The sequence below is a fragment of the Sinorhizobium sp. KGO-5 genome (assembly GCF_036245905.1).
Taxonomy (GTDB): Bacteria; Pseudomonadota; Alphaproteobacteria; order Rhizobiales; family Rhizobiaceae; genus Sinorhizobium; species Sinorhizobium meliloti_A.
This window is the reverse complement of sequence record NZ_BDIZ01000002.1, coordinates 134,585-147,438: the sequence shown is the minus strand read 5'-3', so window position 1 is coordinate 147,438 and position 12,854 is coordinate 134,585. Positions and strand designations below refer to the sequence as shown.

The 12,854-nt window shown below is 63.0% G+C and carries 10 protein-coding genes; 6 read left to right on the top strand and 4 right to left on the bottom strand.

Annotation, left to right across the window (positions count from 1 at the left end; translation table 11 throughout):
- Nucleotides 1-132: 132 nt before the first annotated feature.
- Nucleotides 133-1,317, bottom strand: a complete 1,185-nt coding sequence (locus BHD07_RS09905; RefSeq protein ID WP_338279597.1) for a LysR family transcriptional regulator — start codon at nucleotides 1,315-1,317, stop codon at nucleotides 133-135.
- Here BHD07_RS09905 and bla point away from each other — a divergent pair.
- The gene (gene bla, locus BHD07_RS09900; protein WP_338279595.1) at nucleotides 1,231-2,235 is read left to right on the top strand and encodes a class A beta-lactamase; all 1,005 of its coding nucleotides are present in this window, start codon (nucleotides 1,231-1,233) and stop codon (nucleotides 2,233-2,235) included. The two genes, BHD07_RS09905 and bla, sit on opposite strands and share 87 nt — an antisense overlap.
- A 126-nt stretch (nucleotides 2,236-2,361) precedes the next feature.
- Nucleotides 2,362-5,337, top strand: a complete 2,976-nt coding sequence (locus BHD07_RS09895) for an NAD(P)-dependent oxidoreductase (RefSeq protein ID WP_338279593.1) — start codon at nucleotides 2,362-2,364, stop codon at nucleotides 5,335-5,337.
- Between the two features lie 68 nt (nucleotides 5,338-5,405).
- Here the strand turns inward: BHD07_RS09895 and BHD07_RS09890 are convergent, their stop codons facing one another.
- The 3 genes from BHD07_RS09890 to BHD07_RS09880 all read right to left on the bottom strand — a co-directional run bounded on the left by BHD07_RS09890 (nucleotide 5,406) and on the right by BHD07_RS09880 (nucleotide 8,348).
- Nucleotides 5,406-6,632: an MFS transporter gene (locus tag BHD07_RS09890; protein WP_324765374.1), complete on the bottom strand. Its 1,227-nt coding sequence runs from the start codon at nucleotides 6,630-6,632 to the stop codon at nucleotides 5,406-5,408.
- Between the two features lie 38 nt (nucleotides 6,633-6,670).
- Nucleotides 6,671-7,282, bottom strand: coding sequence for a TetR/AcrR family transcriptional regulator (locus tag BHD07_RS09885; protein ID WP_100673323.1), 612 nt, complete (start codon nucleotides 7,280-7,282; stop codon nucleotides 6,671-6,673).
- 178 nt (nucleotides 7,283-7,460) lie between these two features.
- Nucleotides 7,461-8,348 carry a LysR family transcriptional regulator gene (locus BHD07_RS09880; RefSeq protein ID WP_324765372.1) on the bottom strand — a complete coding sequence of 296 codons (888 nt, stop codon included), beginning with the start codon at nucleotides 8,346-8,348 and terminating at the stop codon, nucleotides 7,461-7,463.
- 189 nt (nucleotides 8,349-8,537) lie between these two features.
- On the opposite strand from BHD07_RS09880, the gene BHD07_RS09875 reads away from it, so the two are divergent.
- Genes BHD07_RS09875 through BHD07_RS09860 form a run of 4 tightly spaced genes read left to right on the top strand, consistent with a single transcriptional unit; the run spans nucleotide 8,538 to nucleotide 12,825 of the window.
- Complete coding sequence (locus BHD07_RS09875; protein ID WP_324765371.1) at nucleotides 8,538-9,710, top strand: NAD(P)/FAD-dependent oxidoreductase; 1,173 nt, start codon at nucleotides 8,538-8,540, stop codon at nucleotides 9,708-9,710.
- Entirely contained in the window at nucleotides 9,707-9,970 is a 264-nt protein-coding gene (locus tag BHD07_RS09870) for a 2Fe-2S iron-sulfur cluster-binding protein (RefSeq protein WP_324765370.1), read from the top strand. The genes BHD07_RS09875 and BHD07_RS09870 overlap by 4 nt, the downstream gene beginning before the upstream one ends.
- A complete protein-coding gene (locus tag BHD07_RS09865; protein WP_338279589.1) occupies nucleotides 9,957-11,318 on the top strand; it encodes an FAD-dependent oxidoreductase in 1,362 nt (453 codons plus the stop codon). The genes BHD07_RS09870 and BHD07_RS09865 overlap by 14 nt, the downstream gene beginning before the upstream one ends.
- A gap of 22 nt (nucleotides 11,319-11,340) precedes the next feature.
- Entirely contained in the window at nucleotides 11,341-12,825 is a 1,485-nt protein-coding gene (locus BHD07_RS09860) for an ABC transporter substrate-binding protein (protein ID WP_338279588.1), read from the top strand.
- Nucleotides 12,826-12,854: the final 29 nt, after the last annotated feature.

The following is a 12,854-nucleotide window of genomic DNA, read 5'->3' as shown; positions in this document are numbered from 1 at the left end:
CGGCGCTGCCACTCTTTTCGAGATCTCGCCTTTGAGTGCAAGCGCGGAAGACGCTTCGGCCCTCGTTGGGTCTTCAACGAATGCGCAGACTCGGATGCAAACCCGATGAAACGACAGGCCTATCGAATAGGCCTAAGCGACGGTCGGCCGGCTGGGGCGCCGGTCACCGGCAACACGTTTGTCCGGGAAGCTCTCTAGCTCGCCCGCGGCACGTTGAATGATGTCCCGTACCCACGCGATCGCCGGTTCTTGAGCAGCCGCGATCCCCCAGAGGAGCGAGAGCTCCGATCGTCGCGCTGGTTCAAGGCGAAGCAGTTTTAGATCCGGATGGCTGCGCATCAGCGCGCGGGCGGAACGGTCCGGCAGCGACGAAACCAGGTCGGTGGTTTCCAGCAGATGGCCAAGTGCGGCATAGCTCGGTAGCGAGACGGCAATGTTGCGGTGCTGCCCGCGCCGCGCCAACTCCACATCAAGGTAGTTCTGGGAAATTGGCCACGGAAGCGGATAAACATGCCGATGGGCTAGAAAAAGCTCGGTCGAAATCCGATCGGCACAATCGTAGAGATCCGAACGCGGACCGGCGAGGACAACGAGTTCGTCCTCCCACAAGGTGATTCCGTCCACCAATGCTCCGACAGGCGTGGTTCCACCGATGGAAAACACGAAGTCGACGCGACCGGTCGCGAGATCTGATTCATAGCTGCGCCGTTCAAACGGCTCCACTGTCAGTGTCCAGTTTGGAGCTTGCTCGTGCAATATGGCTATAACAGCCGGCACCAGCGTAAGCTCCAATGCCCCGGGTGAAACGATCTTAACATCTCTCACCGACTCGGCCGGATGGAACGCCGTGGTGCATTGGCTCCCTCGCGTCTTTTCGAGCTCGGCGTTCAAAACCGTACTCAGGAGCGAAAGCGAGCGTTCCAGGCTCTGCGCACGAATTGTAGGCAACATCGCCCCGCCGCTGCGTACAAAGAGAGGATCCGAGAACATTGTTCTCAGCCGGGCGAGTGCATGGCTGACTGCAGAGGGAGAGACAAAAAGACGATCGGCGCAGCGGGCAACGCTCCGCTCTTCCAACATGACCGCCAGCACCTTCAAGAGGTTAAGGTCGACCTTGCACCAGTTCATAAAGTGAATCTCATTCAGGTTACGCTGAGATTCTATCATTTGGCTCAGTTTGCGTCCTATGGCAACAATTTGCTCGAAGCACATCCTTTGATTGGTGAGAGCATGCCAAGAAACATCTACATGACCGCTGCGGTCGCAATTCTCATAAACCTCTTTTCTTCTCGAATATTCGCAGGCGAGATCACTCAACCGGACCGTCTTCGTCTGGAGCTCGAGACACTCGCCGACGCGCATCCCGGCCGCGTCGGCATTTGCGTGCAGGACCAGCCTAAGTCGCCTGTTTGTGTGAACGGCGCTCAACGCTTCTCTCTGCAGAGTGTCATGAAATTGGTCGTCGCTGCAGCCGTCATGCAGGCGGTCGACGAGCAGCGTATCCGGTTGGACGACCAAATCACCATCAGGCGCGAAGACCTGAGCGTAAACATCCAGCCCATCGCCGATATCGTCGCCAGGCATGGCTCCTTTGAGACGAGTGTTCGGGATCTTGTGCGCCGGGCGGTCGTCGCAAGTGACAGTGCGGCTACGGACGTGTTGATCGCCCGCCTGGGTGGGCCGAAGGCGATACAGGCCTTCCTCGAAAAGGCGGGACTGACGGGCGTCAGAATCGACCGAACCGAGCGCGAGCTTCAAACTGAGACCGATGGGTTGATGTGGCAGCCAGAGTTCGTCTTTCCGCAGAGGCTGGAGCAGGCGCGCAGGGAAGTTCCCGCGGCAGTCCGCCAAACCGCCTTCGAGGCCTACATCAAGGACCCGCGCGACACCGCGACGCCCCGCGGCATGGCCGCTTTCCTGTACAGCCTTGCGTCAGGCAGCCTCCTCACTGCGGGCTCGACGGAATTCCTTTTGACGGTCATGAGCCAAACGACCACCTTTCCCGATCGGCTGCGCGCGGGCATCCCTCCAGAATGGGGTATCGGGCACAAGACAGGCACGAGCCAGACCCGTGGGGGCATCAATGGTGTGACCAATGATGTCGGTATTCTGACGGCGCCGGACGGGAGGCGCATTGCCGTGGCCGCGTTCGTTGCAGAGTCTCGCGCCGGTCAGGCCGAACGTGCTGCCGTCATCGCGGCCGCGGCTCGAGCCATCACCGCAGCCTACGAATAGCAGTACGGGTACTCGCGAGCACGGCATGGCGCATTCCGCGTGCTGATCGGCGCAGATGAGGTCTTGTTTATGCTCCGTTCGATCCACTATCGCGCATCCTCAGGCCTCGACAATGGATGGCAGATCATGACGAACAGCGCGCAGATGCAGGAACAGCGATTGAAGGCACTCGGACTGACGAGGAATGGCGCGCCGAAGCTGCCGTCCAATCCTTTCTTCGGCGTCGGCCCGATCACTGACGCGACCACCGATGAGGTGGACAGCCGCTTGCGGCGGATCGCCTTCGACGCCTGGATCGAGAAGACCTATCGCAAGTTCGACGACAGCGGCAATGATATCGGCGGCTTTACCACGGCGGAAATCTCCCGCAGCATGCATCGCGGCTATCCGGCCGACAAGATTTTGACCGACATGATGCGGGCGATCCATCGCTATTTCGGTTTTCCGAAGACGAACCGTATGGCAGTGGGTCTCGGCGGCGGCCACAGCGGCTTCACTGTCTGCGTCCAGCACCTGATGAACGCCAACGACGCCTCCCAACACGTCTATGTCGATACGCCGCGGCCAGAGAGCGATCCTTCGAGAGCCGCGGGCTTCTTCCGCCAGTCCTGGGCGACCCAGCTCGTCGAAATGCAGCGATTCGCCGAGAAGGGCTGCGAGAGCCGAATTCATTTCGCAGCCTCCGAAGGCGTGATTCCGACGGCAGAAGAGCTTTCCGCCCACGGCGTGTCGATCTTCGTCGGCGTCGGCCACGAGACGACCGGCGCCAATGCCTATACCAGCGGGGAAATCTGCGAACTGTTGAAGTGGATCGACGGTGATCCGGCCAACCGGCATGCGGTTTTCGATGCCACCTCGATGCTCGGCGCCATGCCGTGGGAGCCGGAACTGGTCAGCGCCGTGATGGCGAAGTGCTGCCTGTTCATGCCCTTCCAGAAGGCGATCGGCGGGGTCTCCGGTTATTTCGTCGCCTCCTTCACGCCGCATGCCCTGACGTTGATCGAGAAGAACCAGCAAGACCCTGCCTGGGCTATCCCGCGCCAGCTGAAGATCGCGCCGCCGGTCGACCCGAGGCAGCCATTTTCGGCCAAGCGCTCTGTCGACGCCGGCCCGTTCTATGATGCCGCCGAAGACCGCATGCTCGGCGGCGTCATAAATACTTACAGCGCGCTCGCGTTCGCCGAGACCACCTTCGGTCTCTTGCAGTCCGAGGCGCGCGTCGGCTCCGTTGTCGAGCTCAACCGGCGCTCCGCCGCCAATCGCAAGGTGATCGACGAGTGGGTGGAGACGCATCCGCTCCTGAAGCTGACCGTTGCCGATCCGGAGCGCCGCGGTGCGGCAGTGACGCTCCTGAAGGTGGTCGACGAAGACATCACAGATACAGACATCCACGCCCGCATCATTGCACGTTCGAAGCAGCTGCTCGGCTATGAGGGCATCACCCATCCGAATGGCCAATACGAGCCCGGCCTCGACGCGGCCCGCTATGTCAATGCCTTCCCCGGCACACCCGGGGACTATCGCGCCTGGGTCGGCGGCATCCGCGAGCCAGACGACGTCGTCGCACTGCTGGAGAACCTGCAATACGCCTATCTGCGCGCCAAGATCGTCGTCCTCGAAGAGGAACTGGCGAAGAAGGGCGTCACGTTCGAAGCCCCTGCCAAAGCCGGCGAGGCCGTCCGCAAGGATGATCCCGACCGTGCCTACACCGTGCTGATCGCCGACCTGGTCGGACTGCGCTTCGGTGCCGATGGCCGGCCGGATCACGGCGAGGTGAAGGCCTATATCGAGGAAAAGGGCGGCGTGTTCCACCTGGGGCCGATCGGCGACCGGTCTGCCCTGGAGAAGGGCCGCATCCACTTCTTCTACCAGCCGGACCTGAGCACCGAGGCGGAAATTCTGCCGCAGACCGACAAGGGCCAGTACGACGCGCTGATTGCGGCGGCGACCTTCATTCCGAAAGCTTCCGTATTCCCGCTCGGCGGCGTGCGCATTGGCGCCGGCACCGGCAACATGGGCTCGGCCTCCTGGGGCGGCGGCAATGGCGAGGGCGGCCAGGCGCCGCTGATGAACACGCCGGGCATAAACAGCCGCGCGACCGCCCAGATGGCGATGAAGGCGATACTAAAGGTCGTTCCAGACCTGCCGGTGGACAGGCTGCACCGGATGGTCGCAGAGGGCGACTTCGATACCGGCCGTCAGCTCAAGGATTTCCCGACCGCCAAGCTCGAGGGCCGCAGGATCGCCATTCTCGGCTACGGCAATATCGGCCGTGAAGTCGCCAAGCTCGCCAAGGCCTTCGGTATGCATGTCGCGATCTACGCCCGCCACCACCACAAGCACTGGATCGAGACAGAGGGCTTCGAATATGCCGAAAGTGCCGTAGTCGCGGCAACCGGCGCCGACGTGCTCTCCATCCATATCGGTCTCGGACGCCTGGATCCGGTGACCGGTCTCTATTCCAACGCCGGGACCGTCGATCAGAAGGTGCTCGGCGCTATGAAGGATGGCGCCGTGCTGGTCAACTACGACCGGGGCGAGGTGGTCGATACCGCCGCGCTTGACGAGGCGCTGTCGACAGGCAAGATCGCGCATGCGGCGATCGATGCCGACCTCTTCAAGGACGTCGCAACCGGCAAGCTCAGCGGGCCGATGCTTCCTTACCTGGCACTCGAGGAACGCCATAAGGGCCGGCTGGAACTCCTGCCTCACGCGGCAGCCGACACGGATCATCCTTCGCGCGTGACCGGCGCGAAACAGGCGGTGGACCAGATCTTCGATGTCATCCGCTTCAAGTCGGTCACCAATCTCAAGGGGGATCTGCCCGAGGGCTACGTATCGGCCGGCAGCCGCACGCCCGCCGGCATCGGCCGCGTAACGAAGCGGCTGGTCGCCGAGGTCGGTGGCAAGGCGGAACTCCTGGTGGAGCTGCGGCAGACGTCGGAAAGGGTTGCGGCAATCCTGGGCGCGCTCGCCGCCGTTGCCGACCCGGATCACCGCGGCCGGATCGTCGATCGCTATACCGGCCTGCTCGTCGAAAGTGTCGATCGTCAGCGGGCGCTGCTCGACCGGCTCGGTCTCTACGGACCGGTGGAGGAGTAGACCGGTCGTCATCCGGCCACGCCGTTCGCGCTTGACGCCCAGGGCGTGGCCGTAAAATCTGAATTCGATCAGTGCTTCAGGGCTCTTTCCTGATCGATTTTCTCGGTCAGGAAGATGGCGAACGCCGTAGCGGGCAGCGCAAGCCCGATCATGGAGGCGAGCCACCACCCGCCAGAGGCAAATGCCCAGGCGCCCAGGGCAGAGCCGATAGCGCCGCCCGTGAAGAATATGGCCATGAACAGGCCGTTGAGCCGGCTACGCAACTCCGCGCCGAGTTCGTAGATCGAGCGCTGCCCGGTCACCAAGGTCATGGTCACGCCGAAGTCAAGCAGGATCGCCGCCAGCGTCAGAAGCGTGAGCGCGGCAGTGGACCCTTCGGTAGCGACCTGCGTCATCAGGAAAGCGGCTCCTACACCGACAAGGCCGAATGCCGTCGCCGGCCGGATCAAGCCCTTATCCGCGAGGCGCCCGGCGATGGGGGAAGCAATTGCGCCCGCGACACCGGCCAGGGCAAAAAGCGCAATGCCATTATGACCAAGCCCGAAGCGCGGGCCGGCAAGATAAAGCGGCGTGACGGTCCAGAAGAGGCTGAACGCAGCGAACTGACAGGCCTGATAGGCGGCGCGGCGCTGCAGGACCGGCTGCGTCGCGAGGAGCTTGCCCATCGACTTGATGAGCTGGCCGTAAGTCATCCGGGCCGCCGGTCGGCGGGTCGGCAGCTGCACCCACAGCAGGCTGCCCAGCCCGACCATGACGACGGCCGAAACATAGAAAACGGCATGCCAGGAGCTGAGGCCGGCGATCAGCCCGGAAATCGGCCGCGCCATCATGATCCCGACCATCAGCCCGCTCATGACATTGCCGACGACGCGGCCCCGAGCCGCATCCGGAGCAAGGTTGGCAGCGAAGGGTACGATCATCTGGACTGCGACGGAGCCTAGACCGATGGCAAGCGAAGCTGTGAGGAAAGGCCCGGGTGTGGTCGAGAGACCGGCCGCGATCAGGGCAAGAGTGACCAGTCCGATCATCGTCACGATCAGCCGACGATTTTCCAGGAGATCGCCCAGCGGCACGAGCAGCAGCAATCCGATGCCATAGCCGATCTGGGTCAGGGTAACGATCAGGCCGGTCGCCTCTGCCGGCAGGCCGATGTCGAGTGCGATCGGGCCGGCGAGCGGCTGGGTATAGTAAAGGTTGGCGGCAATCAGGCCGCAGGCGGCGGCCATCAGAAATGTCATGCCGGCAGAGAGCCCGGCCGGATGCTGCGTCTGGGCGATGGATACGGGAGCTGTCATTGAAGAGTTCCTTGGGAGGCAGGAGGCGGACGGTTCAATCAGTCGAGAATGCGCAGGACGGCTTCGGCGGAAGCGAGCATCTGGTTTTCCAGCTCTCCGGTTTTGCCGGCGATGCGGACGCCCTGAAGATAGGAAAACAGCGCAAGCGCGGTCCCCGCAGGATCGACGTTCTGGCGGATTGAACCGTCTTCGTGGCCTTCGCGGATGAAACCTTCGAGCCGGGAGACGAGATGGCGATTGTGTCCGGCCACCTTTTCGGCGATCTCGGCGTCCGACAGAACCAGTTCCACGGCAGCGCCAATGGCCAGGCATCCACGCCTGCCGGTTTCGCCGCAGGCGGAGATGGCATAGAAACCGACGACGCCGGCGATCTTTTCGCGACCGGTTGAGGCTGAGGACAGCGCCTCATCCAGAAGATCGGCCCGGATTTGCTTATAGCGGTCGTAGGCGGCTACGAAGACGTCACGCTTGTCACGAAACGCCTTGTATATGCTGCCGGCGGTCAGTCCCATTTCCGCCTTGAGCTCGGCGATCGAGGTCCCGTGATAGCCCTTCTCGGAAAATATGCGGATCGCCGCATCCAGAGCCTGGTGCATGTCGAATTCGCGCGGCCGCCCGACGGGGCGAGGAGAGATGCTTTCGAAACTCATCTGATCGACCTATTAGGAAACGTTCATTTCCTAATAGGTCGCGGAATCGATTTGGTCAAGCGCCTCCTTGAGTTCTCATGACGAGCAGTTGCAGTGCAGGGTACAACTTCTAGAAACGTCGCCGATCTCTTCGACGTCCTGCCGGAATTCGAAAGGCGCTTCGAGGCGAGCACGGCAATCAGGATCTGCCGGAGAGCTCGAACTGGCAGTGGCTGAAGAAGGCCCGGACCGTCTCGTTGTCCTTCAGGAAGTGCGCCGTCCCGAAATAGATGGGAACAGGCGTGAGGCTCAGCAGCTCCACCCGGGTTATCGTGTCATCGTCCGGTCCGACGGACCAGGTCGGCAAGATGGAAAAGCCGAGGCCTTCGCTGACGTAGCGCCTGATGCTGACGCTTGACGACACCGAGATCAGCGGCTCGACAACCGCACCCTTGCTGCTGAGGAAACCGGTGGCGATGTCCCTTATTATCTGTCCCGGTTCATGCGAAACGAAAGGACGGCCGCAGGCCCATTCGGGGATACTGCCCTCGGCGGGAGCGGGTCCCCAGGTTCGGGGATAGACGAGCGAAAGGCTGTAACGGCCGATCAACTGCTGGATCACGACGGAGTCGCCAAAGTGCCGCTCCGCAATGAATATGTCGAGGCTGCCCTGGCGGACGAGATCCGATAGGGCGGTGTCGCGCTCGTATACGACAAGCTCCACGTCAGGGCGGCTTTCATGGAATTTCCGGACGACCCGGGGAAAGAGATCATGGAAGATTCCCTGCGGCATGCCGATCCGCAGCACAGGACGCTGGCTCTCCATCAGTCGCGTCAGACGCGTCAGCATGATGTCGAATTCCGGACGGATCAGCTCGTAAAGCGCAAGTCCCCGAGGTGTCAGTCCCACACGCCGTGCCCCGCGCTCGGCGACGACCAGCCGCTCGCCGAGGAGGTGTTCCAGCCGCCGGATATGGTTCGCCACGGATGGATGGCTGAGATTGAGTTCCCTGGCCGCGGCGGAATAGGAGCCGGTCCGTCCGAGCTGGTAGAACGTCTGGACGAGTGAGAGGCTGATGCTGGGCAAGTGGCGGTTCCTGCGGCTCGTGGGCATTCGCGCCGAGGACGTTACGGTGAGCAGGGGCAGGGCCGCAAGGCGCAGAGCCGGCGAGTTGTAAGTTTTTTCATAACTCGTCCCCTTGTTCTTTTATCGACGCGGTTTTGCCGGGCGCGCTACGATCTGTCCCGAAACCTCCTTGCAAGGCGTTCGGATCAGGTGCGCGAGCAGCATTTTTCACCACCAGTCATCGTTATCGGAGCGGGCATTGTCGGCGCCTCTACCGCGTCGTTTCTCGCACTCGCGGGTACGCCCGTTCGGCTGCTCGACGCTTCGACGCCGGCCAGCGGGGCGACCGGCGCTGCGGATGGTGCCGTGTCGGTGGCGAGCAAGCGCCCGGGCCCGATGATGACCATGGCCCGGGCCGGAGCGGCGCTTTATCGCGAACTCGCGCAGGAGGGATTGTTCCAGGGCCTGTTCCACCGGCGGCCCACCTTCCTCGTTGCGACGAGCGACGCGGAGGCCGAGGTCCTTTCCGACCACTCGAAAGCTCTCGCCGAGGTCGGTGCGCCGGTGCGTTGGCTCACCCGGGATATGGTTGCAGACAGATTGGCCCTGCTCTCCCGAAAAACGGTGGCAGTGCTGGAAGTCGAAGACGAGGGGCACGCGATCGGCTACAGCATAGTCTCGCGTCTGATTTCCGCCGCAGGGTTGAAGGTGGAGCGCAATTCCCCCGTTGCGGCGCTGGAATACGACGGACGATCCGACCGGGTCAGCGGCGTTCGTGTCGGGGAAGCGGTGATCGAAGCCTCGGCGGTGGTCGTCGCCGCAGGTGGCGGCGCGGGCAAGCTCATAGGACTTCCCGATGTGTCGCGTCCACGCAGGGGGCAGCAACTGGTGACCGAGCGGGCACCCGCTCTCAATGCCGGCCTGCCGGGTTCGCTTCTCTCCTGCAGCTATCTCCTCAGCAAGAAGCACCAGGGCACGCAGGTGGATGCCCGGGGATACGGCGTCGTCATCGATCCGCTCGATACCGGCCAGTTCCTGATCGGCTCGACACGGGAGGAGGGCCGCACCATCCCTGAAAATGATATCGAAGCGGTTGCTCACCTGGCGGCCTCCGCCGGGGACATGGTGCCCGCGCTAGGGCGCTTGCGCATCCTTCGGTGCTTTGCCGGCATCCGCACTGCCATATGCGACGGCCTGCCGATGGTCGGCAGGATGCCGGGCGTCGACAATCTCTTCGTCGCAGCCGGGTTTGAAGGAGACGGTATCTGTCTTGGGCCGCTGACCGGCCGGATCGTTGCGGATCTTGTTCGAGGGGAGGAGCCGGAGGTCGATGTTTCGCCGTTCGATCCGGGGCGGTTCGCCGGTAGGAGCATTGCGGCATGACCACCGTCGGGATTTTCTTCTGGCGGGGCGCCGAGGTGCCGTTCCGAGCAGGCGAAAGCATTGCAGCCGCCCTTGCCGGTTCGAACATTCATGTATTCGGAAAGGATCCCGCCGGGTCACAAACCCGGTATTTCTGCGGCATCGGTGCCTGTCAGTGTTGCCTCGTCCGCGTGGATGGGCGCGCAACCGAGGCCTGCCTCGAACCGGTCTATGACGGTATGATCGTGATGGCGCTGGAGGATGACGATGCGAGAAGCTGACGTCATGGTCGTCGGCGGCGGACCGGCCGGCGTTTCGGCGGCGATCGAAGCTGCGAAATCGGGGCTTTCGGTGACGCTTTGCGAGCAGAGACCTGCGCTCGGCGGCGCTATCCATCGCCAGCCGGCCGAAGGCGCGGCCCCCATTGCCGTCTTACCGTCGCTTAGGGGCCGCTGGCAGGCCCTGTCTGCGGAGCTTTCCGCCTCGAGCGTGGATGTTCGGACCCGCCGGGCATTCGTCGGCATCGACAGCACAGGCGCCGTGTTGATCGAAGACCGGGCAGCCGGCAAGGTCGAAGTACGCCGGCCGCGCGCCTTGATTTTAAGCTGCGGGGCCGTGGAGCGGGTAAGACCGCGTCCGGGCTGGCATTTGCCTGGCGTCGCTGCAGCAGGCGGTCTCCAGGTGATGCTGAAGGAGGGCCGCGTGCCGGAGGGACGCATCCTGCTTGCGGGAAGCGGCCCGCTGCTGCTCGCTTTGGCCGCACAAATGACGGCAGCCGGCAATCCGCCGGTGGCCGTCATCGAGGAGGGAGATCCTGCTTCGCGGCCCCTGGCTGCTGTCCGTCTGCTGGCTCATCCGTCCATCCTTGCGGACATGGCTGCCTTGATGCTGCCTGTCCTGCTCCGCCGCGTCGTGTGGCGCCGCGGCACGCGTCTGACTGAGATCACCCGATCCGGCGATATGCTCACCGCATGCCTCATCGCGTCAAATGGGCGGGAGGAGCGGATCGAGGTAGACCGCATCGGTCTCCATGACGGGCTGCGTCCGAACGATTTCGGCCTGCCGACCAATGATGCGGCGGCAGGCCTGGTCATCCTGAGGGCCGGAGACGTTCGTGAAGTGCTCGGCGCGCACGCCGCCGAGGCGGATGGAGCCGAAGCGGGCCGCGAAGCTGCGGCCCGGCTCGCAGGGCGCGCGCCGCGCAGTGGCCGGAGCGGGATTCGACCGCTGCGCTCCCTGCAGACCAGCCTTTCCCGCCTTTTCGCACCCGTCCGCGATGCGCCGATCCTTGGCGATTGTCCGGACGAAACGGTGATCTGTCGTTGCGAGAACCGGACAATCGGCCATCTGAAGGCGCAAATGTCAGGGCTGGACACTGTTTCGGCACGAGAATTGCGGCTCAACGGACGGTTCGGCATGGGTGCCTGCCAGGGACGCTTCTGCACAGAATGGACGCTTTCACTGATGTCCGAACTGCGCCCCGCAGCCGCTCCGGCAAGCATTGCCGAAATGGGCGCTTGCCGGTGGCCGTTGCGGCCCGTACCCCTGTCGTCGCTCGCAAAGGCCGGCATGAGCGGCGACACCGGAATCCGGGAAAGGAAACTGCCGGCTGAAGCCATTGAGACCTGAAACAAAAAATAGGGGAACGTGAATGAGGAAGATACAGAGACTGTCTGCGGGTGCCCTGATGTTACTCGCGTCCACACTTGCCTGTTCGCCAGCATGGGCACAATCCATCACCATCGCCATCGGGTCGGAGCCTTCGACGCTCGATCCGCAGCTTAGGGATGACGGCGGCGAGCGACAGGTCAACGACAACATCTATGAGACGCTGATGGCAAGGACGCCGACCGGCGAACTCGTGCCGGGTCTGGCCGCGCAGCCTCCGAAGCAGATCGACGCCACGACCTGGCAGTTCAAATTGCGGGACGGCGTCAAGTTCCACAATGGCGAGCCTTTCAATGCCGATGCCGTGGTTGCATCCGTCTCGCGGGTCATCGATCCTGCCAACAATTCCGAGCAGATGGCGTATTTCGGTACGATCAAGGCGGCCGAAAAGGTCGATGACCTGACAGTCAACCTCATGACCACAGGCCCGGATCCGATCCTCCCTTCGCGCATGTACTGGATGAAGATGATCGCGCCCGGCTATGCCAAGGACGGCGATCTTGCCGGTGCGCCGGTCGGAACCGGTCCGTACAAGTTCGACAGCTGGAACCGCGGGACGGACCTGAAGCTCGTCGCAAACGCGGACTACTGGGGCGGGGAACCTGAGATCGACGACGTCACCTACCGCTTCGTGACGGAGCCGGGCACACGTCTTTCCGGCCTGCTTTCCGGCGAATTCGACGTGATCACAAACCTCCTGCCGGAGTTCACGACGAATGTGCCGAAGTTCGCTGCCGTTCCCGGCCTCGAGACGTCCGTCTTCGTCCTGGGTACGGACAATGAAGTTACAAAGGACCCGAAGGTGCGCGAGGCGCTCAACCTCGCCATCGACCGCAAGGCCATGGTCGAGGGCCTTTTCATGGGCTATGCGACGATCGCCAAGGGGTCGCACATCAATCCGGCCGCCTTCGGCTTCAACGAGAAGCTGGAGCACTATCCTTATGACATCGAGAAGGCGCGGGCTCTGATCAAGGAGGCAGGGGCCGAGGGCAAACCCCTCGTGGTCGTCGGCGAATCCGGCCGCTGGCTGAAGGACCGTGAGCAGATCGAGGCGGTCGCGGGTTACTGGGCCGAGACCGGGCTGAACGTCACGACCGACATCCAGGAATTCTCGCAGTATCTCGACAGCCTGATGGGCGACGGGCCGCGTCCCGACGCGATCTTCATCGCCAATTCCAACGAACTGCTCGATGCCGACCGGGAAATGTCCTTCATCTACCACAAGGACGGTGCAGCGGCATCGAACTCGGATGCCGAGATGGCCACCATGATCGAAGCGGCACGCGTCGAAACGGATACCGCAAAACGCAAGGCGCTGTATGACGATATCCAGAAAAAGGGGCACGACCTGAACTACACGGTGCCGCTGTTCAATCTCCAGGACATCTACGGAATGTCGGAACGCATGGAATGGCAGCCGCGTGTCGACGCGAAGTTGATGGTGAGCGAGATGAAGGTCACCGAATAGCGTCGTCCGCAGATGGCGTCACCCTTGCC

Bases quoted from the DNA above. Each gene is read 5' to 3' on its own strand.
- bla (WP_338279595.1), top strand. From the start codon at position 1,231: ATGCCAAGAAACATCTACATGACCGCTGCGGTCGCAATTCTCATAAAC.
- BHD07_RS09885 (WP_100673323.1), bottom strand. From the start codon at position 7,282: ATGAGTTTCGAAAGCATCTCTCCTCGCCCCGTCGGGCGGCCGCGCGAA.
- BHD07_RS09895 (WP_338279593.1), top strand. From the start codon at position 2,362: ATGACGAACAGCGCGCAGATGCAGGAACAGCGATTGAAGGCACTCGGA.
- BHD07_RS09870 (WP_324765370.1), top strand. From the start codon at position 9,707: ATGACCACCGTCGGGATTTTCTTCTGGCGGGGCGCCGAGGTGCCGTTC.
- BHD07_RS09860 (WP_338279588.1), top strand. From the start codon at position 11,341: ATGAGGAAGATACAGAGACTGTCTGCGGGTGCCCTGATGTTACTCGCG.
- BHD07_RS09865 (WP_338279589.1), top strand. From the start codon at position 9,957: ATGCGAGAAGCTGACGTCATGGTCGTCGGCGGCGGACCGGCCGGCGTT.
- BHD07_RS09890 (WP_324765374.1), bottom strand. From the start codon at position 6,632: ATGACAGCTCCCGTATCCATCGCCCAGACGCAGCATCCGGCCGGGCTC.